23 protein-coding genes and 1 pseudogene are annotated in these 24,476 nt (G+C 73.3%); 9 read left to right on the top strand and 15 right to left on the bottom strand.

Going from position 1 to position 24,476, the window contains the following annotated elements; all coding sequences use genetic code 11:
* Positions 1-6: 6 nt before the first annotated feature.
* Both PIR53_17220 and PIR53_17215 read right to left on the bottom strand, forming a co-directional pair.
* A complete protein-coding gene (locus PIR53_17220) occupies positions 7-438 on the bottom strand; it encodes an SRPBCC family protein (protein ID WZH51745.1) in 432 nt (143 codons plus the stop codon).
* A 6-nt stretch (positions 439-444) separates the two neighbouring features.
* Positions 445-996: a DNA starvation/stationary phase protection protein gene (locus PIR53_17215; GenBank protein WZH51744.1), complete on the bottom strand. Its 552-nt coding sequence runs from the start codon at positions 994-996 to the stop codon at positions 445-447.
* A 160-nt stretch (positions 997-1,156) separates the two neighbouring features.
* Between PIR53_17215 and PIR53_17210 the strand changes: the two genes are divergently transcribed.
* Together PIR53_17210 and PIR53_17205 are read left to right on the top strand one after the other, a co-directional pair.
* Complete coding sequence (locus tag PIR53_17210) at positions 1,157-1,708, top strand: hypothetical protein (GenBank protein ID WZH51743.1); 552 nt, start codon at positions 1,157-1,159, stop codon at positions 1,706-1,708.
* A 64-nt stretch (positions 1,709-1,772) separates the two neighbouring features.
* Positions 1,773-2,654: an alpha/beta hydrolase fold domain-containing protein gene (locus PIR53_17205; protein WZH51742.1), complete on the top strand. Its 882-nt coding sequence runs from the start codon at positions 1,773-1,775 to the stop codon at positions 2,652-2,654.
* A 3-nt stretch (positions 2,655-2,657) separates the two neighbouring features.
* Here PIR53_17205 and PIR53_17200 read toward each other — a convergent pair whose 3' ends face one another.
* The 6 genes from PIR53_17200 to PIR53_17175 all read right to left on the bottom strand — a co-directional run bounded on the left by PIR53_17200 (position 2,658) and on the right by PIR53_17175 (position 9,191).
* Entirely contained in the window at positions 2,658-4,640 is a 1,983-nt protein-coding gene (locus PIR53_17200; protein ID WZH54475.1) for a peptidase M13, read from the bottom strand.
* Between the two features lie 87 nt (positions 4,641-4,727).
* A complete protein-coding gene (locus PIR53_17195; protein ID WZH51741.1) occupies positions 4,728-5,699 on the bottom strand; it encodes an NADPH:quinone oxidoreductase family protein in 972 nt (323 codons plus the stop codon).
* A 45-nt stretch (positions 5,700-5,744) separates the two neighbouring features.
* Positions 5,745-6,965 (bottom strand): M15 family metallopeptidase, encoded by a 1,221-nt coding sequence (locus PIR53_17190; protein ID WZH51740.1) that lies wholly within the window; start codon positions 6,963-6,965, stop codon positions 5,745-5,747.
* 196 nt (positions 6,966-7,161) lie between these two features.
* The gene (locus PIR53_17185) at positions 7,162-7,773 is read right to left on the bottom strand and encodes a hypothetical protein (GenBank protein ID WZH51739.1); all 612 of its coding nucleotides are present in this window, start codon (positions 7,771-7,773) and stop codon (positions 7,162-7,164) included.
* Positions 7,770-8,375, bottom strand: a complete 606-nt coding sequence (locus PIR53_17180) for a TetR family transcriptional regulator (protein ID WZH51738.1) — start codon at positions 8,373-8,375, stop codon at positions 7,770-7,772. The genes PIR53_17185 and PIR53_17180 overlap by 4 nt, the downstream gene beginning before the upstream one ends.
* 9 nt (positions 8,376-8,384) lie before the next feature.
* Positions 8,385-9,191 carry a hypothetical protein gene (locus PIR53_17175; protein WZH51737.1) on the bottom strand — a complete coding sequence of 269 codons (807 nt, stop codon included), beginning with the start codon at positions 9,189-9,191 and terminating at the stop codon, positions 8,385-8,387.
* 49 nt (positions 9,192-9,240) lie between these two features.
* Between PIR53_17175 and PIR53_17170 the strand changes: the two genes are divergently transcribed.
* On the top strand, positions 9,241-10,587 hold the full coding sequence (locus PIR53_17170) for an SGNH hydrolase domain-containing protein (GenBank protein WZH51736.1): 1,347 nt from the start codon (positions 9,241-9,243) through the stop codon (positions 10,585-10,587).
* Here PIR53_17170 and PIR53_17165 read toward each other — a convergent pair.
* From PIR53_17165 to PIR53_17155, 3 genes are read right to left on the bottom strand one after another with little or no spacing between them, the layout of a single operon-like run.
* The gene (locus PIR53_17165; protein WZH51735.1) at positions 10,496-11,773 is read right to left on the bottom strand and encodes an FAD-dependent oxidoreductase; all 1,278 of its coding nucleotides are present in this window, start codon (positions 11,771-11,773) and stop codon (positions 10,496-10,498) included. The two genes, PIR53_17170 and PIR53_17165, sit on opposite strands and share 92 nt — an antisense overlap.
* Before the next feature lie 10 nt (positions 11,774-11,783).
* Complete coding sequence (locus PIR53_17160) at positions 11,784-11,975, bottom strand: ferredoxin (GenBank protein WZH51734.1); 192 nt, start codon at positions 11,973-11,975, stop codon at positions 11,784-11,786.
* Positions 11,972-13,477, bottom strand: coding sequence for a fatty acid desaturase (locus PIR53_17155; GenBank protein WZH51733.1), 1,506 nt, complete (start codon positions 13,475-13,477; stop codon positions 11,972-11,974). Before PIR53_17155 ends, PIR53_17160 begins: the two co-directional genes overlap by 4 nt.
* Before the next feature lie 152 nt (positions 13,478-13,629).
* Between PIR53_17155 and PIR53_17150 the strand changes: the two genes are divergently transcribed.
* On the top strand, positions 13,630-14,145 hold the full coding sequence (locus PIR53_17150) for a DUF4188 domain-containing protein (GenBank protein WZH51732.1): 516 nt from the start codon (positions 13,630-13,632) through the stop codon (positions 14,143-14,145).
* 33 nt (positions 14,146-14,178) lie between these two features.
* The gene (locus tag PIR53_17145) at positions 14,179-14,886 is read left to right on the top strand and encodes a FadR/GntR family transcriptional regulator (GenBank protein ID WZH51731.1); all 708 of its coding nucleotides are present in this window, start codon (positions 14,179-14,181) and stop codon (positions 14,884-14,886) included.
* On the opposite strand, the pseudogene PIR53_17140 reads toward PIR53_17145, so the two are convergent.
* A pseudogene (locus tag PIR53_17140) lies at positions 14,858-16,304 on the bottom strand (aspartate ammonia-lyase). The gene PIR53_17145 and the pseudogene PIR53_17140 overlap by 29 nt on opposite strands.
* 227 nt (positions 16,305-16,531) lie before the next feature.
* Between PIR53_17140 and PIR53_17135 the strand changes: the two are divergent.
* Both PIR53_17135 and PIR53_17130 read left to right on the top strand, forming a co-directional pair.
* Positions 16,532-17,992 (top strand): amino acid permease, encoded by a 1,461-nt coding sequence (locus tag PIR53_17135; GenBank protein ID WZH51730.1) that lies wholly within the window; start codon positions 16,532-16,534, stop codon positions 17,990-17,992.
* Positions 17,989-18,906 carry an asparaginase gene (locus PIR53_17130; protein WZH51729.1) on the top strand — a complete coding sequence of 306 codons (918 nt, stop codon included), beginning with the start codon at positions 17,989-17,991 and terminating at the stop codon, positions 18,904-18,906. Before PIR53_17135 ends, PIR53_17130 begins: the two co-directional genes overlap by 4 nt.
* 135 nt (positions 18,907-19,041) lie before the next feature.
* Here PIR53_17130 and PIR53_17125 read toward each other — a convergent pair whose 3' ends face one another.
* Both PIR53_17125 and PIR53_17120 read right to left on the bottom strand, forming a co-directional pair.
* Positions 19,042-19,866: an ABC transporter permease gene (locus PIR53_17125; GenBank protein WZH51728.1), complete on the bottom strand. Its 825-nt coding sequence runs from the start codon at positions 19,864-19,866 to the stop codon at positions 19,042-19,044.
* Complete coding sequence (locus PIR53_17120; protein ID WZH51727.1) at positions 19,863-20,876, bottom strand: ATP-binding cassette domain-containing protein; 1,014 nt, start codon at positions 20,874-20,876, stop codon at positions 19,863-19,865. The genes PIR53_17125 and PIR53_17120 overlap by 4 nt, the downstream gene beginning before the upstream one ends.
* Positions 20,877-21,015: 139 nt before the next feature.
* Between PIR53_17120 and PIR53_17115 the strand changes: the two genes are divergently transcribed.
* Entirely contained in the window at positions 21,016-21,789 is a 774-nt protein-coding gene (locus PIR53_17115) for an ROK family protein (protein WZH51726.1), read from the top strand.
* 88 nt (positions 21,790-21,877) lie between these two features.
* Here PIR53_17115 and PIR53_17110 read toward each other — a convergent pair whose 3' ends face one another.
* Positions 21,878-22,294 (bottom strand): MarR family transcriptional regulator, encoded by a 417-nt coding sequence (locus tag PIR53_17110; protein WZH51725.1) that lies wholly within the window; start codon positions 22,292-22,294, stop codon positions 21,878-21,880.
* Between the two features lie 122 nt (positions 22,295-22,416).
* On the opposite strand from PIR53_17110, the gene PIR53_17105 reads away from it, so the two are divergent.
* On the top strand, positions 22,417-24,438 hold the full coding sequence (locus tag PIR53_17105; protein ID WZH51724.1) for an MMPL family transporter: 2,022 nt from the start codon (positions 22,417-22,419) through the stop codon (positions 24,436-24,438).
* Positions 24,439-24,476 lie beyond the last annotated feature (38 nt).

The raw sequence follows: 24,476 nt of genomic DNA, 5'->3' as shown, positions 1-24,476 counted from the left end.
GCCCCCTCAGAGGGTCCGGGCGACGTTGGTGATGTTCTCGACGACCTCGCCGGCGACCTTCGTGAACAGCAGCTTGGCTGCCGGGTCGGCCAGCTTCGCGATGCCGTTGAACGTGATCGTCGCCTGGTAGGTCACCTGCGTCCGCCCGGGGCCGGCCTCGGCGAACGTCAGGTGGTCCTCCGCGGTGGCGGTGTCGTTCTCACCGCGGAGCACCACCGACGTCGGCGTGAGCTCCACCAGCTCGTACACGAGCTCGGTGGAGATCCCCGCCAGCTTCGACGTGTTGTCCCAGGTCGACCCCACCCGCACCTCGCCCGCGTCGCGTCGCTCGCAGCGCTCCGTGCCGGGGTCCCACTCGGTCGCGTGGGAGAAGTCGGCGAGATAGTCCCGGATCGCCGGGAGCTCGGCCTCGACGACGAACGTGCGGGTGATCTGCATCGGCGATCAGCCCTCGACGCGCGCCGCGTCGGTGGCCGCGGACTCCGAGCCGGCGCCGGACGTGGACAGGCGGCCGCCGATGTCCTCGAGGTGCGCCCGCACGAACCACTGGAACTTCTCGAGCTCGGCGGTCTCGCCGATGAGCATGTCCTCGGTGATCGGGTCGAGGTCGCCGGTCAGCTCGATGGCCTTGCGGTTGTCCTCGATCACGCCGTTGTAGACGAGGTCGAGAGCACCGAGGTGGGCGATGGCCGTGTCGCGGCCGACCGAGTAGTCGTCCCACGTGCGGTCGTTGATGACGGCGCCGGGCGTGCCCTGCGGCGAACCGCCCAGCGTGGCGATGCGCTCGGCGACCTCGTCGGCGTACCCGCGGACGAGCTCGACCTGCGGGTCGATCATCTCGTGGACGGCGATGAAGTGCGGGCCGACGACGTTCCAGTGCACGTGCTTGAGCGTCAGGTGCAGGTCGTTGTAGGCCGACAGGCGCTGCTGCAGCGCCGTGATGATCTCGGTGACCTGGTCGGTCGTCAGGCCGGGCACGGTGTACTTCACGGACATGGGGGTTCCTCCTGGGTCGGTCGGGATGTCCCGTTGACCCCACCGTGCCACGCACCGCCAAAATCTCAACAAACCTGAGGTGACCACTGTTCAGGTCTGCGGTCTGGACCGCATTCGCGAGGCCTGTGCCCCACCGGTCGCGCGGCGTACCTTCCGCCGCATGACCGACCAGCCCCGTACGCCGCGTCTCGGACGCCTCACCCGCCTCGTGCCCAGCCGTGCGAGCCTCCCCGGCCTCGCCGTCGGCGCCGCCGCCCTCGTCGTCGCCGCGTCCAGCGGTGCCGTCGCCGCCACCATGATCACCGGCGCGCAGATCGCCGACGAGACCGTGACGACGAAGGACGTCAAGAACGGCAGCCTCACCGGTGCCGACGTCGCCGACGCGACGCTCTCCGGCGTCGACGTGAAGAACGGCAGCATCTACGTCTCCGACCTCAGCGCCAGCGCGCTCAAGCCGCTGCTGCGGATCAACGGGTACGAGGTGCTCTCGGCGAGCTCCAGCCTCGAGACCGGCGAGGACGACGTGCTGTCGCTCGACTGCCCCGACGGCAAGCTGGTGCTCAACGCGTCGGCGTACTGGAACGTCAGCAACGAGGCCATCCAGATCCTCATCGGCTCGGACGGGACCTTCGCCTCGGCGTACCCCGAGAACAGCAGCGGCGCCGCCGACGAGGCCGTGCTGCAGCTGACCTGCGCCACGGCGTCGTACTGACCGACTCCGCTCCCCCGGCGCGGGTCGGGCCATCCGTGGCCCGGTCCGCGCCGAACCTCCGGACGTGCGCCCCTCCGACCACCTCCGCCTCCGCGCCGGGCAGCTGCTCGCGCCGCTGACGGTGCGCTACGGCACCCGCCTCCGCTTCGCCGGCTCCGACCTGCCGCGACCCCGGCGGCTGCGGGTCCCGACACGGCACGGCCGCGTCCCGGTGCTCGTCCACACCCCGCCCGGCGCCACCGGCGGGGCCCTCGTCCACCTCCACGGCGGCGCGTTCCTCATGCGTCACGTGCGCATGGACGACTGGTGGTGCCGGTACGTCGCGGCCACCGCCGGCGTCGTCGTGGTGGCCGTCGACTTCGACGTGGCCCCGCGCGCGACGTACCCGGTCGCCCAGGAGCAGTGCCACGACGTGGCCGCCTGGGTGGCGGGCGCGGGCGCCGCGCAGCTCGGCGTGGACCCGGCCCGCGTGGCGGTCGGCGGGTTCAGCTCCGGCGGCGGGCTGGCCGCGTCGGTCTGCCTCCAGGCGCGCGACACCGGCTCGTTCTCGCCCGTGCTGCAGGTGCTCGGCGTGCCGGCCCTCGACATCGCGGCCGACCCGCCCCGCGGCGGCATGATCTCGCCGGAGCTGCGGGCGTTCGTGCGCCGCGCCTACTTCCCCGACGCCGAGCGCCGGACCGAGCCGTACGCCTCGCCGCTGCGCGCCGTCGACCTCACCGGCGTGCCGCCCGCCGTCGTGCTCACCGCCGAGCGGGACACGCTGCGCGCCGAGGGCGACCGGTACGCCGCGCGCCTGGCCGACCTCGGGCTCCTGGTGTGGCACGACGTCACGCCCGGCGTCGACCACTACTTCCTGACGGAGGACCCGGTGCGGGCGGAAGCGACGATGGCGCGCACCGCGGAGATCATCCGCGAGGCGACGAGCGGCCGGCCCGACGCGGCCTGAGCCTCACCAGATCCGGACGCGCTGCTCCTCGTCGAGCCACAGGCCGTCGCCCGGCTGCGTGCCGAACGCGGCGTGGAACTCGCTGAGGTTCCGCACGATGTTGGCGCGGAACTCCGGCGGCGAGTGCGGGTCGATCGTCAGGTACTGCCGCTCCTGCTCGATCCGCCGCTTCGTGCGCCACACGTGGCTCCACGACAGGAAGAGCCGCTGCGACCCGGTGAGCCCGTCGGCGCCGACCTCCGTCGTCGGACCGCCCTCGGGGTCGAGGCCCAGCGAGATCAGGTACGCCTTGTGCCCGATCGTCAGGCCGCCGAGGTCGCCGATGTTCTCGCCGACGGTCAGCGAGCCGTTGACGTGCTCGTCGGGCAGGTTGCGGGGGCTGAACGCGTCGTACTGCGCCACGAGCGCCTGGCTCTTCGCGTCGAAGGCCTCGCGGTCGGCCTGGGTCCACCAGTCGCGGAGGTTGCCGAGGCCGTCGTACTGCGAGCCCTGGTCGTCGAAGCCGTGGCCGATCTCGTGGCCGATGACCGCACCGATCCCGCCGTAGTTCTCCGCGGGGTCGGCGTCGGGCGAGAAGAACGGCGGCTGCAGGATCGCGGCCGGGAAGCAGATCTCGTTGGTGCCCGGGTTGTAGTAGGCGTTGACCGTCTGGGGCAGCATCAGCCACTCGTCGCGGTCGACCGGCGCCCCGATCTTGGCGAGCTGGCGGTCGGTCTCGAAGGCGGCGACGGCGGCCACGTTGTCGACGAGGTCGTCGGCCACGACGACGAGCGCCGAGTAGTCGCGCCACGCCTTCGGGTAGCCGATCTTCGGCACGAACTGGCCGAGCTTCTCGAGCGCCCGCTCCTTGGTCTCGTCCGTCATCCAGTCGAGCGTGCGGATGGAGCGGCGGTAGGCCTCGACCAGGTTCGCCACCAGGTCGTCCATCATCTCCTTCGCGACGGGCGGGAAGTGGCGCGCGACGTACTCCCGGCCGACCGCCTCCCCCACCGCGCCCTCGACGAACGAGATGCCGCGCTTCCAGCGCGCCCGCAGCTCCGGCGTGCCCGACAGGGTGCGGCCGTAGAAGTCGAAGTTGGTCTCGGCGAGGTCGTCGGTGAGGTACGCCGCGAACGCCCGCAGCACCCGCGCCGTCAGCCACAGCCGCCAGCTCTCGATCGGTACGGCGCGGAGCACGCCCGCGAGGTGCTCCAGGTAGGACGGCTGCTTGACGACGACCTCGGCGAGCAGGTCCTCGGCGCCTGCGGAGGCGCCCGAGAGGTTGCGCGCGTAGACCTCCCAGTCGAAGTCCGGGCAGAGCTCGACGAGGTCGGCGAGGGTCAGCAGGTTGTAGGTCTTCTGGATGTCGCGGGTCGCCGCCCGCTCCCAGTGGCCGTGCGCGAGGCGCCGGTCGAGGGCGAGGACCGTCTCGGCCGCCTCCGCCGGGTCCTCGTGGCCGATGATCGTGAACAGCCGGGTCAGGTACGCGACGTACTTCTCCACGGTCTCCGCGAAGCGCTCCTCGCGGTAGTACGACTCGTCGGGCAGACCGAGGCCGCCCTGGTAGACGTGGAAGAGGTAGCGCTCGGAGTTGCCGGCGTCGGTGTTGACGTAGGACCCGAAGAAGCCCGTGCCGCCGACGCGCTCGAGCTCGCCGACCAGCGCCGCCAGCTCGCGGAGGTCCCGCAGGCCCGCGACGGCGTGGAGGTAGGGCTCGACCGGGGCGAGGCCCTTGGCGGCGATCGCCTCGGTGTCCATGAACGAGCGGTAGAGCGCGCTGATCCGCGCCTCGTCGCCCTCCAGGGTCGAGGGGTCGGAGGCGGCGTGGGCCTCCACGATCGCGCGCACCTGCTCCTCCGCCGCGTCGGCGAGGGCCACGAACGGTCCCCAGCTCGAGCGGTCGTCGGGGATCGCGGCCGTCGCCAGCCACTGGCCGTTGACGTGACCGAACAGGTCATCGGTCGGGCGCACGGACAGGTCCATGCCCTCGCGGGCAGCATCGAGCATCGTCACGGGGATCACCCTAGGACGGTGCTGGGCGCGAGCGCCCCCACGACCCGGGCAGGTGTGGCGCGGGTCGTGGGGGAGGTCGCCTCAGCGGACGTGCACCACGAGCTTGCCCGTCGCGCGGCGCTCGTCGAGGTCGCGGAGGGCCTGGGCGGTCTCCTCGAGCGGGTACGTCGCGCCGATCGGCGGGTCGATGACGCCGCTGCGCAGGTGGGGCAGCAGCTCGGCCCACTGCTCGGCGAGGTAGCCGGGGTTGCGGCGGATGTGCTCGCCCCAGCCGACGCCGCGCACGTCGGTGTTGGTGAGCAGCAGACGGTTGACCTTGACCTCCGGGATGCCCTGACCGGCCGCGAAGCCGATGACGAGCAGGCGCCCCTCGGGGGCCAGCGAGCGCACGGAGTCGAGGAAGACGTCGCCGCCCACCACGTCGACGACCAGGTCGACCCCGCGGCCGTCCGTCAGCTCCTTCACCGCGTCCTTGAAGCCGTCGAGCAGGACGACGTCCTCGGCGCCGGCCGCGCGCGCGACCTCCGCCTTCGCCTCGGTCGAGACGACGGCGATCGGCCGCGCGCCCCAGGCCTTCGCGACCTGGATGCTCGCCGTGCCGACGCCGCCCGACGCACCGTGCACCAGCACCGTGTCGCCGGCCTGCATGCCGCCGCGACGCAGGAGGGCGAAGTGCGCGGTCAGGTAGTTCATGACGAGGGCGGCGCCCGCGTCGTACCCCACCTCGTCGGGCAGGGGCAGCACCATCGCCGCGGGGGCGACGAACAGCTCGGCCGCGGAGCCCGAGCCGGCGGCCGCGACGACGCGCTGGCCCGGCTTGAGGCCGGAGCCCTCGGGGGCGCTCACCACGGTGCCGGCGACGTCGGTGCCGAGGGCGAAGGGCAGCTCGGGCCGCAGCTGGTACTGCCCCCGGCTCAGGAGCAGGTCGGGGAACGAGATGCCCGCGGCGTGCACCTCGATGAGCACGTCGCCCGGGCCGGGCTGCGGGTCGGGGAGCTCACCCACCCGTACGTCGTCGGGTCCGGTCAGCGAGGTCACGGTGGCAGCGCGCATGGGGGCACGCTACCGAGCGAACGCTCGGGGTGGGGAGAGGGGCGGTCAGCGCGCCTCGACGAGCTGGGACATCTCGAAGTGCATGGGGTCGGTCCAGCCCCAGTCACCGCCCCACGCGAAGCCCCACTTCTTGAAGATCTGCACCACCGACCGGTCGATCTCGCCGACCGTGCCGCGGCCGTTGCCGGGCACGTTGAGGTCGAGCGCGATGCCGAACGAGTGCAGCGAGGGCTGCGTCGTGTTGGCGATGAAGCGGGGGTAGTAGCACCCGCCGTACTCGCCCGGGTTGATCTTGTCCGCGAGCCCCCGCTCCACGATCTCGCGCAGCGCTGCCTCCAGCTGCGGGAGCATCACCTTGTGGCAGGTGACGGTGCCGAGGATCGGCACCTGCTGGGTGCGGATGTTCTCGGAGACCCACGCCGGGTCGGGCGCGATGCGGCCGCCCGAGAGCACCTGGTAGTTGAACGTGCCGACCGCCGCGGCCACCGAGCCGCCGGTGAGCACGGCCGTCTGCTGCACCGAGATGTCAAGGTCGGGGCCGAGCACCTGCACCGAAGCGCCGTCGCCGGCGAGCTCCTGGAGCGCCGGGCGCACCTCCTGCGGGGACGCTGAGCCCGTCGCGATGAGGAGCGCGTTGTCGCCTGGGATGCCGAGCGACTCGCCCCAGCTCTTGTTGACGACGCCCTGCACCCGGGTGACCTGCGGGGCCAGCGCACCGACGTGCAGGTCGGGCGCCCCGTCCTCGTTGCCGAGGCGGAGGTAGCCCTCGTCGTCGCGCAGCGTCTCCCCGACGTCGCTGGGCACGGCGATCTCGCCGGCCGCGACGCGGGTCCAGACGTCGAGCAGCTGGGCGCTCTCGGCGGGGGTGAAGCGCCGGTACGTCGCGGGGTCGACCGCCGCGACCGTCAGCACCTGGTCCTGGACGGGGATCTGGGCGAGCCCGATGGGCTCCGCGGCCTCGACGCCCGGGAGGTCCCGGATGGCCGCGATCGTCTCGTCGTCGAGCTCGTCGGTGGAGGACACCAGCATGTCGGCACCCAGGAGCGGCTCGGTCAGCTCGCCGGGCGCGTCCATCGCGTGCTCGGCCATCTGCTCGATCCGCGGGTCGTCGGCCGCGACGCCTCCCTGCGCGGGGGCGGCGGGCTCCGTCGTGGTGTCCGCCGCGGCACCCTCGACCTCGTCCTCGACGGGCTCGGCCGTGCATCCGGCGAGCACGACGGCGACCGCCATCGCGGCTGCCGCCGCGGCGCGTCGCGTCCTCTGCATCGGCCCTCCCCTCCGACCGCGAAGCGTACCGCCCGGTAGCGCACGTCACACGTGGTCTCGGTGGGCTCTCGCGTCGAGCTGGGGTGTTCGGCGCGGCGTACGCGTCGAGTCGGGTTGTTCGGCGGCGGCGTACGTACGAGCCGAAGATCCCAACTCGACGCAGCTGCCAAGCCGAACACCCCAACTCGACGCAGGCTCAGTCGACGATCCCGCCCACGGTGGGGAGGTCGGGGCCGTCGTGGTCGAGGACGGCGCGGAGCATCGCGGCCAGCCCGCGGGCCAGGTCCGGCAGCGTCACCACGTCGGTCGTCGCCACGTGCACGAACCCCGAGGGCACCCCGCTGCCCGCGAGCAGGTGCTGCAGCCGGAAGAAGACGTGGTTGCAGACGAAGCTCCCGGCCGTGTGCGACAGGTTGGCGGGCACGCCCGCCCCGCGCAGCGCCGCGGTGGCGGCCTTCACCGGCAGGGTGGAGAAGTACGCCGCGGGCGCACCCGCCACGACCGGGAGGTCGCGCGGTCGGGCGCCGGCGTTGTCGGGGATGCGCGCGTCGTCGAGGTTCACCGCGACCCGCTCGGGCGTCACGCCGCGGCGACCTCCGGCGAGGCCGAGGGCGACGACGAGCGACGGCTCGTGCTCGGCGACGAGCGCAGCGACCCGGTCGCCGGCCGTGCCGAACTCCACGGGCAGCACGGCGGTCACCAGGGGCTCCGGGCCGGGCCAGGCCTCGACCAGGAGCGGCAGCACGTCGCCCGACGGGTTGTCGGGGTCACCGGCGAAGGGCTCGAACCCGGTGACGAGCACGGTCATGCCCGCCCCAGCACGCGGCCGGCGATCCAGACGAGCGTCTCGGCGGTCTCCTCCGGCGGACCGCCGGGCTGCATGACGTGGCTGAGCACCGTGCGCACGATGACGTCGACGCTCGCCGCGAGCTGGGCCGGCGGCAGGTCGATCTCGTAGGCCGTCACCCGGTCGAGGAGGACGGCGCTCGCCGTCGCCAGCAGTGACTGCGCGTGGGTGGTGAGCAGCGGCAGGAGCTCCGTCTCGGCACCGTGGGTGGCGGACACGACCGCGTGGAGCAGCTCGTTGTCCTGCGCCAGCTCGAGGATGCCGCGGCACGCCGTGCGCAGCGCGTCGAGGATGTCGGCGGGGTGCGCGTCGAAGGCCCGGTCGACCTCCGCGAGGAAGCGCGCGAGCTCGTTGAGCACCATCGCCTCGGCCAGGTCCGGCTTGCCGCCCACCTCGTTGTAGACGGTCTGGCGACTGACGCCCACCTCGGCCGCGAGGCGCGCCATCGTGACCTTGCCCCAGCCGTCGCGGCCGGTCAGCAGGGTCGCGGCGTCGAGGATCCGGTCGCGCAGGGTGAGCGGCTCCCCCGGCGCGGCGGGCTCCCCGATCTGCTCCGCGGCCATGGGTCGATCCTAGTGATAGTCCGGACGCCGGAGCGCCCGGCCTGGTAGCACTACCCCGTGACGGCAGCGCGGCACGACATCCAGGGCCTCCGGGCCCTCGCGGTGCTCGCCGTCGTCGCCCACCACCTGGCGGGTCGGCCCGCGGGCGGGTTCGTCGGCGTCGACGTCTTCTTCGTCGTCTCCGGCTTCCTCATCACCGGCCTGCTGCTCCGCGAGCACGAGCGCACCGGCGCGATCTCGTTCCGGTCCTTCTACGCCCGCCGAGCCCGCCGCCTCCTCCCGGCCGCGGTGCTCGTGCTCGCGGTGACCGTCGGGGCCAGCGGCCTCGTCCTCGGCGCCGCGCGGGCCCGCGACACGTCCGTCGACGCCGCCTGGGCGCTGGTGTTCGCCGGCAACTGGCACGTCGCCGCCGAGGCGGTCGACTACTTCAGCGCCGACGGCCCGCCCTCCCCGCTCCAGCACTTCTGGTCGCTCGCGGTCGAGGAGCAGTTCTACGTCGCCTGGCCGGCGCTCCTCGCCGTGGTGCTGGGGCTCGCGGCGCGCCGTACGACGCCGGACCGCGCCCGTCGGGCCCTGGGCGCCACCGTGGTGGTCCTGGCCGCCGGCTCCCTCGCCTGGGCCCTCCACGTGACGACGACGGCGCCGGCCGCGGCGTACTTCTCCACCGCCGCCCGGGCCTGGGAGCTCGCCGCGGGCGCGCTGCTGGCCGTCGCCGCCGGTGCCTGCACCCGCCTGCCCGACCGGCTGCGGCCGCTGCTGTCCTGGGTCGGTCTCGTCTGCATCGTCGTGTCGATCGGCGGGGGTCGCGCCGAGCACCGCGTTCCCCGCGCCCGGCGCGCTCCTGCCCGTCGTCGGCGCCCTGCTGGTGCTGGCGGCCGGCACCCACACCGACCCGGACCGCCAGCAGCAGTGGCTGTGGCCGCTGACGAACCCGCTGAGCCGGTGCGTCGGCGACCTGTCCTACGCGCTGTACCTCTGGCACCTCCCGGTGATCGTGCTCGGCGTGCCGCTCGTCGGGGACGCCCCGGCAGCGCTCGCCGGCCTGGCGCTGCTGTGCTTCGTGCTCGCCGCCGCGTCGTACCACCTCGTCGAGGACCCCCTGCGCCATGCGCGCTGGACGCGCCCGCGGTTGCGGAGCCGCTACGGCCTCGCCGGTGCCGTCACGACGGTGCTCGTCGCCGCCACGACCACCGTGGTGGCGCTGCAGCCGGGCAGCAGCGGCTCGACGCCGGACGCCGCCGAGGTCGCGGAGATCCGGGCGCTGACGGCCGCGACGTACTCCCCCGCCGTCGCCGACCTCCAGACCTCCATCCGCGTCGCGCTGGCGACCGGGGACTGGCCCGACGACCTGTCCCCCGGCGTGGACGAGGCGATCGCGCAGGAGGACGTGCCCGCGGACGTCGACCGCTGCGGGCAGATCGAGTACGTCGACGTCCCCGGCTGCACCTGGGGCGCGGACGACGCAGACCGGCGGGTGGTCGTCGTCGGCGACTCCATCTCCCTGTCCTACGTCGTGACCCTGCGCGACACCCTGCCGGACGGCTGGAGACTCACGGCGCTCGGCGCCTTCGGCTGCGCGTTCACCGACAAGGTGCGCGCCCACCCCGACGCCGACGTCGTGGCGGGCTGCGAGCACCGCAAGGAGCTGGCGGCCGACGCGATCCGGGAGCTCCGCCCCGACGTGCTGGTCGTCGCGAACATGTACGTCCCCCGGCCCGTCATCGGCAAGCGCGTGCCGATGACGCCCGAGGAGTGGCGCACGAGCACGGCGACCGAGGTGGAGCCGCTGCTCGACGCGGTCGGCCACGTGGTGCTCCTCGCGCCGCCGCCGTCCGACGTGAACGTCGCCGACTGCTGGAGCCGCGTCTCCTCCCCCGCCGACTGCGAGGGCCGGGTGACTGCGTCGTGGGAGGCGATGGCCGCGGCGGAGGTGGCGCTCGCCGCCGACCTCGACGCGACCTACGTCGACAGCCGCGACTGGTTCTGCGCCGAGGAGCGCTGCCCCGCGTTCGTCGGCACGACGCCGGTGAAGAACGACCTCGTGCACATGACGCAGGCCTACCAGCGCGTGATCGAGCCCGCCGTGGCCGAGCGCCTGGCCGAGCTGGAGGTCTACGCCACTAGCGGGACGCGGGCGTCCCCGCATCCGTCGCGAACGCCACCGCCTCCTCCCACGGACCGCGGTCGAGCACACGCCGCCGGAGCTTCATGACGACGCGCGGCAGGTCCACGACGAAGGCCCCGACGACGCGGTCCTCGCGCCGGTAGAGCACCACGAGTCCCCCGCCCGTCGCGAGGTCGTCGACGACGACGCGCGCCTCCTCGGCCCGCGGGGTGCCGACGAACTGGAGCCGGTGGCCGTACCAGTCCGACCAGAAGTACGGCACCGTCACGACCGGCTCCGCCGCCGCCGGGTCGAGCGCGTGGCGCGCCGCCGCGGCGCCGTGGTCGGCGGCGTTCGTCCAGTGCTCGAGGCGGTGCTGCTCGCCGTCGAAGAGCGGGTTCTCGACGTGCGCGACGTCGCCCGCGGCCCACACCCCCGGCACGTTCGTCGCCATCGTCGCGTCGACGAGCACGCCGCGGTCGCCGTCGTGGAGCGCGACGCCGCTGCCCTCGAGCCAGTCCGTCGCGGGGCGCACGCCGATGCCCAGCACGACGAGGTCGGCGGGCAGCGTGGTGCCGTCGGTGAGCCGTACGGCGCGCACCCGCCGCCGCCCGTCCGGCGTCTCCTCGTCGAGCCCGGCCACGCCCACGCCGAGGCGGAGATCGGTGCCCGCAGCGCGGTGGAGCCCGACGCAGGCGACGCCCACCTCGGCTCCGACGGACCGCGTCAGTGGCACGTCGAGCGCCTCGACGACGGTCACCGGGAGGCCCCGCTTGCGGGCGGCCGACGCCACCTCCGAGCCGATGAACCCGGCCCCGACGACGACGATCCGCTGCCCCGCCTCGAGCGCGTCCCGCACCCGCCGGGCGTCGTCGACGGTACGGAGCTGCGTGACGCCCTCGAGCGGACCGTCGGGACCGCCCGGGTCGGTGCCCGGCAACCACCGCGGCACCGACCCGGTTGCGATCACGAGCGCGTCGTAGGGCACCCGCTCGTCGCCGAGCAGCACCTCCCGGGCCGCCGTGTCGAGACCGGTGGCCCGCGTCCCCAGCCGGAGGTCGACCCGCAGCTCGTCGCGCAGCGCCTCCGCGGTGCGCAGCTCCATCACCCGGCCCGCCCCGCGCTCGCCGTCGGGGTCGAGGAACGCCTTCGACAAGGGCGGGCGGTCGTACGGCGCGTGGACCTCGTCGCCGACGAGCACGAGCTCCCCGTCGTACCCGGCGCGGCGGGCCGCCTCCACGGCCCGCAGGCCCGCCAGCGACGCCCCGACCACGACCAGCCGCTCCACGCTCATGCGGCCATCCTCACCCCTGCAGCGCGAGCGCCAGCACGGGGCACGCGTCGACGGCGGCGGTCAGGTCGGTGCGGTGCTCCTCGCCGGGCTCGGCGTCGAGCACCTCGACCACCCCGTCCTCCCCGACCTCGAAGAAGTCGGGCGCCATGGCCTCGCACATGCCGAGGCCCTCGCACGTGCCCAGGTCCGCCACGATCCTCATGCCACGCTCCTCGTCGTCGTGCTCCCCGCGTCGAGCGCGTCCGGGTCGACCGGCACGAAGTCGACCTTGTCGCGCACCCCGCAGTCGGGACAGGTCCAGTCGTCGGGCACGTCCGCCCAGGCCGTGCCGGCCGCGAAGCCCTCGCGCTCCTCGCCCGCCGCGACCGTGTAGACGTACGCGCACCCGGGGCACTGCGCGGCCAGCACCTCGTCGAGGCCCTCGATCTCCACGCGCGTCGCGTCCTCGAGCGCGGCCTCGGCGGCGATCCGGTCCTGCACCTCGGCGCGGATGGCGGCGGCCCGCGCGCCGTACTTCCTCTCGACCCAGTCGCGCTTGCCGGGCTGGACGTTGATGCGGTCGAGGTCGCCGTCGACGTGGCGCAGCACCCGCTCGTCCATCACCCGACGCCACAGGGGCGGCACGGCGGCGAGCACGATCATGCCGGCGTACCCGGTCGGGAGCACCGGGGACTCCTCGAAGTCCCGCAGCGTCTGGTAGCGCCGCGTCGGGTTGGCGTGGTGGTCGCTGTGGCGCTGCAGGTGGTAGAGCAGCACGTTGGTGGCGATGTTGTTGGAGTTCCACGAGTGCTGGGGCAGCACCCGCTCGTAGCGCTCCTTGCCGGCGCGGCCGACCTTCTGGCGGAGCATCCCGTAGTGCTCGAGGTAGTTGACGACCTCCAGCAGCGAGAAGCCCACGACGGCCTGGACGACGAGGTACGGCAGGATCCCGATCCCCAGCCACGCCACGAGCGCGGCCCAGAGCACGGCCGACATGACCCACGCGTTGAGCACGTCGTTGCCGAGGTGGAACGGGTGGGTGCCCTTGCGGCGGTAGCGCTTCGCCTCGAGCTCCCAGGCACTGCGCAGCGAGCCGATGACCGTGCGCGGCCAGAAGCGGTAGAAGGTCTCCCCCATCCGCGAGCTCGCCGGGTCCTCCGGGGTCGCGACGCGCACGTGGTGGCCGCGGTTGTGCTCGATGTAGAAGTGGCCGTAGAAGCTCTGCGCGAGCGCGACCTTGGAGAGCCAGCGCTCGTTGGCCTCCTTCTTGTGGCCCAGCTCGTGCGCCGTGTTGATGCCGATGCCGCCGATGCAGCCGATCGAGATCGCGATGCCGACCTTCTCCCACGTCGCGAGGGTCTGGCCGAACACCTCACCGCCCGCGACCATCCACATCGCGGCGATGAACCCGGCGTACTGGATGGGGAGGAACAGGTAGGTGATCCAGCGGTAGTAGCGGTCCTGCTCCAGCTGCTCGATGACGTCGTCCGGCGGGTTGGAGCGGTCGAGCCCGGTCATCAGGTCGATCGCCGGGACGATGCCGAGGATGACGACGGGGCCGAGCCAGAGCCAGACGCCCCAGCCGGTCAGCGCCCACATGCCGATGGCGACGAACGCCAGGGACGGCACGACCAGACCGATCAGCCACAGGTAGCGCTTGCGGTCCTTCCACTGCTCCGTCGAGCCGGCGGGCACCGTGCCCGCCACCCTCTCCACGTCTGCCATCCGCCGGCTCCCTTGCTGTCGTGTGGCCCCGCTCACGTCGGGCGTTTGACAAACCATAGGGAGATGTAAAGCGTTTGACAAGAGATGGCGAAATGTAAAGCGTCGCCACCTCTGTCACGCTCGGGGCACGCCCGCACCGGAACGGAGACGAGATGACCGACGCACCAACGGGACCCCAGCTCGGTCGGCACGTCGCCGACCCGGGCGACGGGACCGTCCTCTTCCTCATCGGCATGCGCATCAACCGGCTCCACCGCGTGCGTTCCTGGCTGCCGATCACCCGCGCGATGCCGCAGATCCTGGCCGAGCTGGAGGCGCACCCCGAAGACGGCCTGCTGAGCTCCCGCGGCTTCTGGTCGGGCCGCGTCGTCATGCTGGTGCAGCACTGGCGCAGCGCCGAGGACCTCGGTCGCTACGCCCGGCGCCGCGACCGTCGGCACGCCGCGGCGTGGGCGGCCTTCGACCGCGCCACCGCGTCGTCGGGGGACGTCGGCGTCTTCCACGAGACGTACGTCGTGCCCGCCGACGGCATCGAGAGCCGGTACGTCGACATGCCGCCCTTCGGGCTCGGCGCCGCCACGGCGATCGTCCCGCGACGGGGCGGGGCCGGGCGGGGTCGGCGGTCCCGGGCCGAGCGCCTGGTCGTGGGCTCCGACGACGCGGGATAGGCTGCTGCACCTGCGCGGCGAGGGGGAGGTGCGATGACCGAGGGATGGCTCGACCGCCCTGTCGCGATCAACCGCAAGAACGCCGCCGAGGCTGTCTTCGACGACCTGCGCGCCGCGATCGAGTCGGGCTCGCTGCCGGTCGGCACCCGCCTGCCCGCGGAAGCCGGGCTCGCGACGCGCTACGGCGTCAGCCGCCCCGTCGTGCGCGAGGCGCTCCGTTCGACGCAGGCCCTGGGCCTCACCCGCACGCGCACCGGCAGCGGCACGTACGTCGTGGCCACCGCCCCGGCGCCCGAGCTCACCTACGGCTCCTACTCGGCGCGCGACCTGATGGAGGCGCGCCCGTTCATCGAGGTCCCGTCGGCGGGGTGGGCGGCGGAGCGGCGTACGCCGGAGCAGCTGGCCGCGCTCGTGTCCATCGCCGCGGAGATGGACGTCGAGGAGGACCCCCACGCGTGGACCGAGCTCGACTCGCGCTTCCACTCGGCCATCGCCGAGGCGTCGGGCAACCTGCTCTTCCGCAAGGTCGTGGCCGATGCGCGCGAGGCGCTGAGCCAGCAGTCCGAGGTCGTCAACCTCGTCGCCCACCGGCGCGAGGCCTCCAACGCAGAGCACCGCCGCATCCTCGAGGCGATCGAGGACGGCGACGGTGCGGGCGCGCGGGAGCGGATGGCCGAGCACCTGCGCGAGGTCGCGCAGGTGCTCAGCACCCTCATGGACGGGTCGACGCCTCCGGGCTGACCGGGTGCTGCGGGATGGCCGCGAGCCGCTCGGGGCGCAGCGCCTCGGCGAGCGCGTCGGCGTCGAGGAGGCCGCGCTCCAGCACGATGTCGGGCACGGTGCGTCCGGTCATCAGGGCCTGCTGGGCGACCTCGGTCGCCGCGTAGTAGCCGATGATCGGGTTCAGCGCCGTCGCCAGCCCGATCGAGTCGCGCACACCGCGCGGCCATCACGTCGACGTTGGCCCCGATGCCGTCGACACAGCGGTCGGCCAGCGTGCGGCAGGCCGCCGCGAGCTGGGTGATGCTCTGCAGCAGCGCGTGCACGATGACGGGCTCGAAGGCGTTGAGCTGGAGCTGGCCCGCCTCCGCGGCCATCGTGACGGTGACGTCGTGGCCGATGACCGCGTAGGCCACCTGGCTCACCATCTCCGGGATGACCGGGTTGACCTTCCCGGGCATGATGCTCGACCCGGCCTGCATCGGGGGCAGCGTGATCTCGCCGAAGCCGGCCCGGGGACCGGACGACAGCAGCCGCAGGTCGTTGCAGGTCTTCGACAGCTTCACCGCGACGCGCTTGAGCACCCCGGAGAGGTGCACGAAGGCGCCCGGGTCCTGGGTCGCCTCGACGAGGTTGGCGGCCGTGACGAAGGGACGGCCCGTCAGCCGGCCGAGGTGCGCGCAGGCGAGCGCGGCGTACCCCTGCGGCGCGTTGAGCCCGGTGCCGATCGCCGTGGCGCCGAGGTTGATCTCGAGCAGCAGCGTGGCCGCCTCGGCGAGCCGGGCGCGGTCCTCGCCGATCATCACCTCGAAGGCCGAGAACTCCTGGCCAAGCGTCATCGGCACGGCGTCCTGCAGCTGCGTGCGGCCCACCTTGACGACGGTCGCGAACTCGGCCGCCTTCCGGGCGAACGACGCCTCGAGCCGCACCATCGCCGCCAGCAGCTCGTCGAGCGCCGTCACCAGGGCGACGTTGACGGCCGTGGGGTAGGCGTCGTTGGTCGACTGGCTGAGGTTGACGTGGTCGTTCGGGTGGAGCCGCGAGTAGGCGCCCTTGGGGTGCCCGAGCAGCTCGAGCGCGCGGTTGGCGATGACCTCGTTGGCGTTCATGTTCGTCGAGGTGCCGGCGCCGCCCTGGATCATGTCGACGACGAACTCACCGTGGAGGGCTCCCCCGCGGATCTCCCGGCAGGTCGAGACGATCGCCTCGTACCGCTCGTCGTCGAGCAGGCCCAGCTCGTGGTTGGCGGCCGCCGACGCCTGCTTGACCACCGCGAGGGCCGAGACGAGCGCCGCGTGGTGACCGATCGGCGTACCCGTGACCTGGAAGTTCGCCACCGCCCGCGCCGTGTGCACGCCCCAGTAGGCGTCCGCCGGGACCTCGAGCTCGCCGAGCAGGTCGCGCTCGGTGCGCGTGGCGGGAACGACGGGGAGGTCGATGGCGGTGTCGGTCAGGTCGGCGGCGGGCTCGGCCACGGGATGCTTCCTTCTGTCAGGCTGTCTTACAGATCAGGGTGTCACGGGGGCGACCAGCGGTCAACCGCTCCGTACATCGGAACCGGGGTCTTGACGCACGCCGCCGCGCCGTGCGACCGTTCCCGCCGATGTGATCTGTCATACAGGTTGACAGCCTGGCAGATCGGCCCCCAGATGACCGCGAGGTTGAGATGACGACCGACCAGACCGGCACGACCCCCGTCGTGCACCCGGAGGAGGAGGCGGGCTTCCGCCAGGGCCTCCGCCCGCGCCAGATCCAGATGATCGCCATCGGCGGCGCCATCGGCACCGGCCTCTTCATGGGCGCCGGCGGACGCCTCGCCGACGCCGGCCCGGCGCTCGTGCTCGTCTACGCGCTCTGCGGCTTCTTCGCCTTCCTCGTGCTCCGCGCGCTGGGCGAGCTCATCGTGCACCGGCCCTCGTCGGGCTCCTTCGTCTCCTACGCCCGCGAGTTCTACGGCGAGAAGATGGCGTTCGCCGCCGGCTGGCTCTACTGGCTGAACTGGGCGATGACCTCCGTCGCGGACGTCACCGCGGTCGGGCTCTACATGAACTTCTTCAAGCAGTACGTCGACTGGCTCGCCCCCGTCGACCAGTGGGTCTTCGCCATGATCGCGCTCGTGCTGGTGCTCGGCATGAACCTCCTGAGCGTCACCGTGTTCGGCGAGCTCGAGTTCTGGTTCGCGCTCGTCAAGGTGGTCGCGCTCGTGACCTTCCTCGTCGTCGGCATCTGCTTCGTCGTGCTCGGCACCCCGGTCGACGGCCACCAGCCCGGCCTCTCGCTCATCACCGACCACGGCGGGCTGTTCCCCAACGGCGTGCTCCCCGCCTTCGTGGTCATGCAGGGCGTCGTGTTCGCCTACGCCTCGATCGAGCTCGTCGGCACCGCCGCCGGCGAGACGCAGAACGCCCGCGAGGTCATGCCCCGCGCGATCCGCACCGTCATCATCCGGCTCGCCGTGTTCTACGTGGGCTCCGTGCTGCTGCTCGCGCTGCTGCTGCCGGCCTCGTCGTACAGCGCCGGGGAGAGCCCGTTCGTCACCTTCTTCGGCTCGATCGGCGTCGAGGGCGCGGACATCATCATGAACCTGGTCGTGCTGACCGCCGTGCTCTCCTCGCTCAACGCCGGCCTCTACTCCACGGGCCGCATCCTCCACTCGATGGCCGTCTCGGGCTCTGCCCCCGCGGCGCTGGCGAAGATGAACGGCAACGGGGTGCCCTACGGCGGCATCGCGGTCACCGCCGTCGTCACCGCCTTCGGCGTCGTGCTCAACGCGATCGTGCCGTCGCAGGCGTTCGAGATCGCCCTCAACCTCTCGGCGCTCGGCATCATCAGCGCCTGGGCCGTGATCATCCTGTGCCAGCTGAAGCTGTGGCAGCGCGCCCGCCAGGGCCTGCTCGAGCGCCCGTCGTTCCGCATGTTCGGCGCGCCGTACACGGGCCTGCTGACCCTCGTCTTCCTCCTCGCCGTGGTGGTGCTCATGGCGTTCGACGACCCCATCGGCACGTGGACCGTCGCCTCCATCGGCCTCATCGGGCCCGCACTCGTGGTGGGATGGTTCCGCTGCCGCGGACGGATCGCGGCCCTCGCCGCCGAGCGCGGCCTCGCCCCCGAGAGGAGTCCCGAGTGACGGTCGCCCTGGTCACGACCGGCGGCACGATCGCCAGCGTCCGCGGCACGGACGGCGCCAGCACCCCCGTGCTGGCCGCCTCCGACCTGCTCGCGGGCGCGGTGGCGCCCGGCGGTCCGGCCGTGCGGGTCGTCGACCTCCTCGCCAAGGACTCCGCTGTCCTGACGCTCGCGGACATGCAGCGGATCAGCGACGCGGTGGGCGAGCAGCTAGCCGACCCGACCTGCCAGGGCGTCGTCGTGGTGCACGGCACCGACGCCATGGAGGAGACCGCGCTCCTGCTCGACCTGCAGCACCGCGACCTCCGCCCGATCGTCGTCACCGGCGCCCAGCGCACGGCCGACGCCCCCGACGCCGACGGCCCGGCCAACCTCCGCGCGGCGCTCGCGGTGGCCTCGGGCGCCGGTAGCCCGGACCGGGGGGTCCTCGTGGCGATGGGCGGGCGCGTGCTCCGCGCGGCCGGTCTCGCCAAGCGCAGCACCGACGCGATCGACGGGTTCGTCGACACCCCGGGCCTCGGCCGGCTCCCGCACCTGCCCGCGCGCGTCGACGGCGTCCGGGTCGACCTGGTGGCCGTCCACCCCGGCGGGGACGCCACCCACCTCGACGCCAGCCTCGCGGCCGGCGCGCACGGCCTCGTGCTCGTCGGGCTCGGCGCCGGCAACGCCACGCCCGCCGTGGTCGACGGGGTACGGCGAGCCGTCGCCCGCGGCGTACCGGTCGTGGTCTCCACGCGCGTCCCCGAGGGCGAGCTGTCGGCGGGGTACGGCGGGGGCGGCGGTGGTCACGACCTCGCGGCCGCCGGGGCGGTGCTGGCCCGCCTGCTGCGTCCCGGCCAGGCGCGGGTGCTGCTCGCGTCGCTCGTGGCCGCCGGCGCGGACGACGCCGCCCTGCGCGCCGCCTTCGCCGCCTGAGCCCCGACCCTCACCGGTTGGTTGACGTGCAAAGTGGTCGGTTCCCCGGCTAGCCGGGGAACCGACCGCTTTGACCATCAACGTTGATGGTCTAAGTGGCGTGTTCCCCGGCTAGCCGGGGAACCGACCGGCCCCTCACGAGTTCTCCTTGCGGAACACCGCCGTCCCCCACCAGACGCCGAGGGCGAGCAGGGCGACGGCCCAGGTCACGCCCCACATCACGCCGCTCGACCCGAAGTCGCCGAGGAACGTCGAGCGCACCGCGTCGGTGACCCACCGGAACGGCATGAAGTCGCTGACCGACTCCAGCCAGGCGGGCCCGAGGGTCATCGGCAGCATGATCCCGCTGAGCAGCAGCACCGGCATCATCACCATGTTGATGATCGGCGCCATGACGTCCTCGCTCTTCGTCGTCAGCGCGAGCGCGTTGGACGCCGCCGCGCAGGCGCCGCCGATCGCGAGGGTGATGACGATGCCCGCGACGACGCCGAGCACGTCGCCCCGCATGCCCATCCAGTAGCCGAGCCCCACCAGGATCATCGCCTGCGTCAGCAGCAGGGACAGGTCCCGGGCCAGGCGCCCGACGAGCAGCGCGGTGCGGCTGGCCGGCGTGACGCGCTCCGCCTCGACCACGCCCTCGCGCCACTCGGCGATGAGGCCGAAGCCGGCGAAGAACGCCCCGAACATGCCGAGCTGCACGAGGAGGCCGGGGACGAGGAACGTGTACGGGTTGTCCGTCGGCAGGTCGAACGACCCGACGAGCGGCTTGAGCAGCGGCCCGAAGAGCACGAGGTAGAGGACCGGCTGCATGACCCCGATGAGCACCCACGCGGGGTTGCGGAGGTTCATCCGGATCTGGCGCCGGTAGACGATGAGCGCGTCGCGCACGAGGCCGTTGGGCTCGAGGCCGTCGACCTCGGTGCGACCGGTGGGCACGGACACGGACGGCGCGGCGGTCATCGGCCGGCTCCTTCCAGCTGGGCGGTCTCGGGATCCTCGGGCGGCGCGTCGCCCTCCGCGTCGCGCAGGGAGCGTCCGGTGAGGGTGAGGAACACGTCGTCGAGCGTCGGGCGGAGCACCTCGATCGAGTCGAGGGTGACGCCGGAGGCGTCGAGCTCCCGCAGCAGGCCGGGAACGGCGCGTCCCGCCCGCGGCACCCGCGCCCGGACGTGCCGGTCGGCCACCTCGAGCTGCTCGCCGATGGCACCGAGCCGCTCGGCGGCGACGGTCACCTGGTCGAGCGTGGCCACCTCGAGGTCGACGAGGTCGCCGGCGACCTGCGCCTTCAGGTTGTCGGCCGTGTCGGAGGCGACGATGCGGCCCTTGTCGATGATGACGATGCGGTCGGCGAGCGCGTCGGCCTCGTCGAGGTAGTGCGTCGTCAGGAACACCGTCGCGCCCCGCCGGTCCCGCAGCCCGCGGATGTGCTCCCACAGGTTGGCGCGGGCCTGCGGGTCGAGGCCGGTCGTCGGCTCGTCGAGGAACACCAGCCCCGGCTCGTGGACGAGCCCCATCACGATGTCGAGGCGTCGCTTCTGCCCGCCCGACATGTTCTTCGGCATGCGCCGCCACAGCCCCTCGAGGTCGAGCTGCGCGAACAGCTCCTGCCCCTTCGCGTGCGCCGCTCGGCGGGTCATCCCGTAGAGCATCGCGTGGTCGACGACCTCGTCCCCGGCGTACGCGCCCGAGAACGTCGAGCCCACCTGGGAGACGTAGCCGATCGCGCGACGTACCTGCACGGCCTGCGTCGCGACGTCGTAGCCCGCCACCCGCGCCGTACCGGCCGTCGGCTTCAGCAACGTCGTCAGCATGCGGAGCGTCGTCGTCTTGCCGGCGCCGTTCGGGCCGAGGAACCCGACGACCTCGCCCTCGGCGACGTCGAGGTCCACGCCGGCGACGGCGTGCACCTCGGTCTTCTTGCGGCCCTGACCCGTGAGGAAGGTCTGCACGAGCCCCCGTGCCTCGATCATCCGGTCTCCCTGTTCGTCGGTGGTGCTGTGGAGAGTGAAGCGGTACGACGGGGGTCGGGTCGACCCCTTTCCCGCCCGTGCCCGCTCCGACCCGGCCCGCGACGCAGACTCATCGGCGCCGCGCCACTAGCCTGAGCGGATGCAGCTCCCCCTCGGCATCGACTTCGGCGGCAGCGGGATCAAGGCCGCGCCCGTGGACCTCACGACCGGCACCTTCGCCGCGGAGCGCGTGCGGATCCCCACCCCGGAGGCGTCGACGCCCGACAACGTCGCCGTCGTGCTCGAGCAGCTCTCGGAGGCCTTCCCCGGCGACTCGCCGGTGGGGCTCACCGTGCCCGGCATCGTGCGGCACGGCGTGATCGGCTCGGCGGCCAACATCGACGCCAGCTGGATCGGCACCGACGCAGCGGCCCTCGTCTCCGGCGCGCTGGGCCGGCCGGTCCACGTGCTCAACGACGCCGACGCGGCGGGCCTCGCGGAAGCGACGTACGGCGCGGCCCGTGGCACCGCCGGCCTCGTCGTCGTCACCACCCTGGGCACGGGCATCGGCGGGGCCCTCGTCCACGACGGCACCCTCGTGCCCAACGCCGAGCTCGGCCACCTGTGGCTGGAGCTCGACGACGAGGTACGCCGCAAGCACGACCCGATCGCCGTGCACGCCGAGTCGTGGGCGGCCAACAGCGCGCGCGAGCGGGAGGAGCTCTCCTGGGAGGAGTGGGCCCGGCGGCTGACGGTGTTCTACCGCGCGCTCGAGGGGCTGTTCTCGCCCGACCTGCTCGTCGTCGGCGGCGGGGTCAGCAAGAAGGCCGACAAGTTCCTGTCGATGATCGACATCCAGACGCCGATCGTGCCCGCGCAGCTGCGCAACGCCGCGGGCATCGTCGGCGCGGCGCTGGCGGCGAGCCGGGCCTGAGCCACCCTCGCCCCCTTCCGGACGTCATTCGTTGCGCTCGCCGGGGCCGCCGCTTCGTATGACGTCCCGGGGTCGGGTACGCCGCGGGTCAGGCGCCCCGCTGGTCGGCACCCCGCCCCGCCACCTCGTCCAGCGCCGCGATGGCACCCCGCAGGTAGCGGGCGACGACGGCCCGCTCGGCCTCGTCGAACTGGTCGTCGAGCGCCACGACGGCGCGGAACATCGGCATGAGGTGCCCGCGCACCTCGGCGCGCCCCGTCTCGGTCAGGTGCACCTCCGTGCGGCGCCGGTCGGCCGCGTGGGGCCGACGCTCGGCGTACCCCCGCGCCACGAGCCGGTCCACGATCCCCGTCGCCGCGGCCGAGGTGACCTCGAGTCGGCGGGCGATCTCGGCGGGCCCCACGGGCCCGGGGACGAGGTGCTGGAGCACGGCCATCTCGTGGTCGCCCAGGCCTGCGCCCCGCGCGACGACGCGGTGGACGGCGGTGCCGCGGTCGAGCAGCACCCGCAGCGCCTCGAGCGTCTCGGATGTGTGCCACCCCGGCCTGAGCTCCCCGGCCATTGTTGTTCACCGCCTTAGTGGTTAACTTCGTGAAGCATATGGTCCCGTCCCCCGAGGAGTCTGCCGTGTCCCACCTCCTGAGCCGCGTGCGAGGTGTCGTCGTCGCGCGACGCACCTCGTGGCTCGTCGCCCTCCTGCCGCTCCTGCTGGCCGGCGCGCTCATCGGTCTCGGCGAGGGCGAGCGCGACCGCACGCCGCTCGACAACGTGCCCGCCGGGGCCGACAGCACCGCCGCGCTCGAGCTCGCCGAGGACCTGCCCGAGCAGGACGGCACCGTCGCGGTCGTGCTGTTCACCGCCGACGACGATGGGCAGCTGGGCGACCGCATCCCCGAGCTCGAGGGCCTCGTCGCCGAGCTCACCGGGGGTGCGCCGACGCTCCAGCCCGCGGAGGACGGCACCGCGGCGATCGCCGTCGTGCCGCTCGAGGCGTCCACGGCCACGGAGGTCTCCGACGCCGTCACCGACCTGCGGGACCGGCTCGACGCCGACGTGCCCGACGGACTGACCGCCCAGGTCACCGGGCCGGCGGGCATCCAGGCCGACCTGGCGGCCGTCTTCGAGGGCGCCGACCTGCGCCTGCTGGCGATCACCGCGCTGGTCGTCGCGGTGCTGCTCGTCGTCACCTACCGCAGCCCGATCCTCTGGGTCGTGCCCCTGCTGGTCGTCGGCGCCGCCGACCGCCTCGCCGCGGTGCTCGCCACCAGGGTGCTCGCGCTGCTGGACGTCGCCTGGGACGAGTCGACGGTCGGCATCCTGTCGGTGCTCGTCTTCGGCGCGGGCAGCAACTACGCGTTGCTGCTCATCAGCCGCTACCGCGACGAGCTCCGCTCCCGCGAGGACCGGTTCGCCGCGATGGAGGTGGCGCTCCGCCACACCGCCGAGGCCGTGCTCACCAGTGCGTCCACCGTGGTCGTCGGCGTGCTCACCCTCGTGCTGTCCCTGACCCCGACCACCCGCGGTCTCGGCATCGCCTGCGCCGTCGGCATCACCGTCGCGGCCCTCTTCGTGCTGCTCGTGCTCCCCGCCGCCCTCGTCTGCTTCGGCCGCTGGATCTTCTGGCCGACCGCCCCGAAGCACGGGGACGTCGTGCTCGCGGAGAGCCGCTCCACCTGGCGGCGCATCGGTGACGTGGTGGCGCGCCGCCCCGCGGCGTACGTCGCCGGCTCGGCCGTGCTCCTCGTCGCCCTGGCCGCGGGCACGACCCAGATCTCCACCGGTCTCGGCACCTCGGAGCAGTTCCTCGACACCCCCGAGGCGATCACCGCCAGCGAGCGGATCGCGGAGTCGTTCCCGGCGGGTACGGCGGAGCCCACCCAGGTCGTCACCCGGGCCGACGCCGACGAGGTGAGCGCCGCCGTCGAGGGCGTCGACGGGGTCGACGCGGTGCGCGTGACCAACGAGGGCGCGGGCGTCACGCAGCTCGACGTGACCCTGGCGAGCACGCCGGGGAGCGACGCCGCCGAGGCGACCGTGGAGGACCTGCGCTCCGCACTGGCGGACTTCCCCGACACCCACGTCGGCGGCGCGTCGGCCGACTCGCTCGACGAGGCCGACGGCAACGCCCGCGACCGCCTCGTCATCCTGCCGCTGATCCTGCTGCTGGTGCTCGGCGTGCTGGGGCTGCTGCTGCGCTCGGTCCTGGCGCCGGTGATCCTCGTCGGCACCGTGGTCGCCACCTTCGCCGCCGCCCTCGGCGCCTCGTGGTGGATCTTCACCGGGCTGCTCGGCTTCGAGAACCTGGCCGGCAACGTGCCGCTGTTCGCGTTCCTGTTCCTCGTGGCGCTCGGCATCGACTACAACATCTTCCTCGTCACCCGCACCCGCGAGGAGGCACGCGCGCACGGCACCCGCGAGGGCGTGCTGCGGGCGCTGGGCGCGACCGGCGGCGTCATCACCAGCGCGGGCATCCTGCTGGCGGCCGTGTTCGCCGTGCTCGGCGTGCTGCCGCTCGTCGTGCTGGCCCAGCTGGGCGTCGTCATCTGCATCGGCGTGCTGCTCGACACGCTGCTGGTCCGCACCGTCGTCGTACCGGCGATCGTGCGCCTGCTCGGCGAGCGGTTCTGGTGGCCGCGGAAGCACGCCTGAACCGGATCCGCCCCCGGACGTGTAACGCGGTGTTCGTG

Origin of the sequence: Nocardioides alkalitolerans, from assembly GCA_038184435.1 — a bacterium.
Classification (GTDB): Bacteria; Actinomycetota; Actinomycetes; order Propionibacteriales; family Nocardioidaceae; genus Nocardioides; species Nocardioides alkalitolerans_A.
Note: the sequence above shows the minus strand (reverse complement) of the source record. Positions and strands in the feature narration are given on the sequence as shown.

What these genes read in the sequence shown, in the direction of transcription:
- PIR53_17190 (WZH51740.1), bottom strand. Translation starts at nt 6,965, where the DNA reads ATGCAGAGGACGCGACGCGCCGCGGCGGCAGCCGCGATGGCGGTCGCC.
- PIR53_17185 (WZH51739.1), bottom strand. Translation starts at nt 7,773, where the DNA reads ATGACCGTGCTCGTCACCGGGTTCGAGCCCTTCGCCGGTGACCCCGAC.
- PIR53_17165 (WZH51735.1), bottom strand. Translation starts at nt 11,773, where the DNA reads ATGAGCGTGGAGCGGCTGGTCGTGGTCGGGGCGTCGCTGGCGGGCCTG.
- PIR53_17200 (WZH54475.1), bottom strand. Translation starts at nt 4,640, where the DNA reads ATGCTCGATGCTGCCCGCGAGGGCATGGACCTGTCCGTGCGCCCGACC.
- PIR53_17125 (WZH51728.1), bottom strand. Translation starts at nt 19,866, where the DNA reads ATGACCGCCGCGCCGTCCGTGTCCGTGCCCACCGGTCGCACCGAGGTC.
- PIR53_17220 (WZH51745.1), bottom strand. Translation starts at nt 438, where the DNA reads ATGCAGATCACCCGCACGTTCGTCGTCGAGGCCGAGCTCCCGGCGATC.
- PIR53_17180 (WZH51738.1), bottom strand. Translation starts at nt 8,375, where the DNA reads ATGGCCGCGGAGCAGATCGGGGAGCCCGCCGCGCCGGGGGAGCCGCTC.
- PIR53_17135 (WZH51730.1), top strand. Translation starts at nt 16,532, where the DNA reads ATGACGACCGACCAGACCGGCACGACCCCCGTCGTGCACCCGGAGGAG.
- PIR53_17195 (WZH51741.1), bottom strand. Translation starts at nt 5,699, where the DNA reads ATGCGCGCTGCCACCGTGACCTCGCTGACCGGACCCGACGACGTACGG.
- PIR53_17120 (WZH51727.1), bottom strand. Translation starts at nt 20,876, where the DNA reads ATGATCGAGGCACGGGGGCTCGTGCAGACCTTCCTCACGGGTCAGGGC.
- PIR53_17215 (WZH51744.1), bottom strand. Translation starts at nt 996, where the DNA reads ATGTCCGTGAAGTACACCGTGCCCGGCCTGACGACCGACCAGGTCACC.
- PIR53_17160 (WZH51734.1), bottom strand. Translation starts at nt 11,975, where the DNA reads ATGAGGATCGTGGCGGACCTGGGCACGTGCGAGGGCCTCGGCATGTGC.
- PIR53_17145 (WZH51731.1), top strand. Translation starts at nt 14,179, where the DNA reads ATGACCGAGGGATGGCTCGACCGCCCTGTCGCGATCAACCGCAAGAAC.
- PIR53_17155 (WZH51733.1), bottom strand. Translation starts at nt 13,477, where the DNA reads ATGGCAGACGTGGAGAGGGTGGCGGGCACGGTGCCCGCCGGCTCGACG.
- PIR53_17150 (WZH51732.1), top strand. Translation starts at nt 13,630, where the DNA reads ATGACCGACGCACCAACGGGACCCCAGCTCGGTCGGCACGTCGCCGAC.
- PIR53_17210 (WZH51743.1), top strand. Translation starts at nt 1,157, where the DNA reads ATGACCGACCAGCCCCGTACGCCGCGTCTCGGACGCCTCACCCGCCTC.
- PIR53_17115 (WZH51726.1), top strand. Translation starts at nt 21,016, where the DNA reads ATGCAGCTCCCCCTCGGCATCGACTTCGGCGGCAGCGGGATCAAGGCC.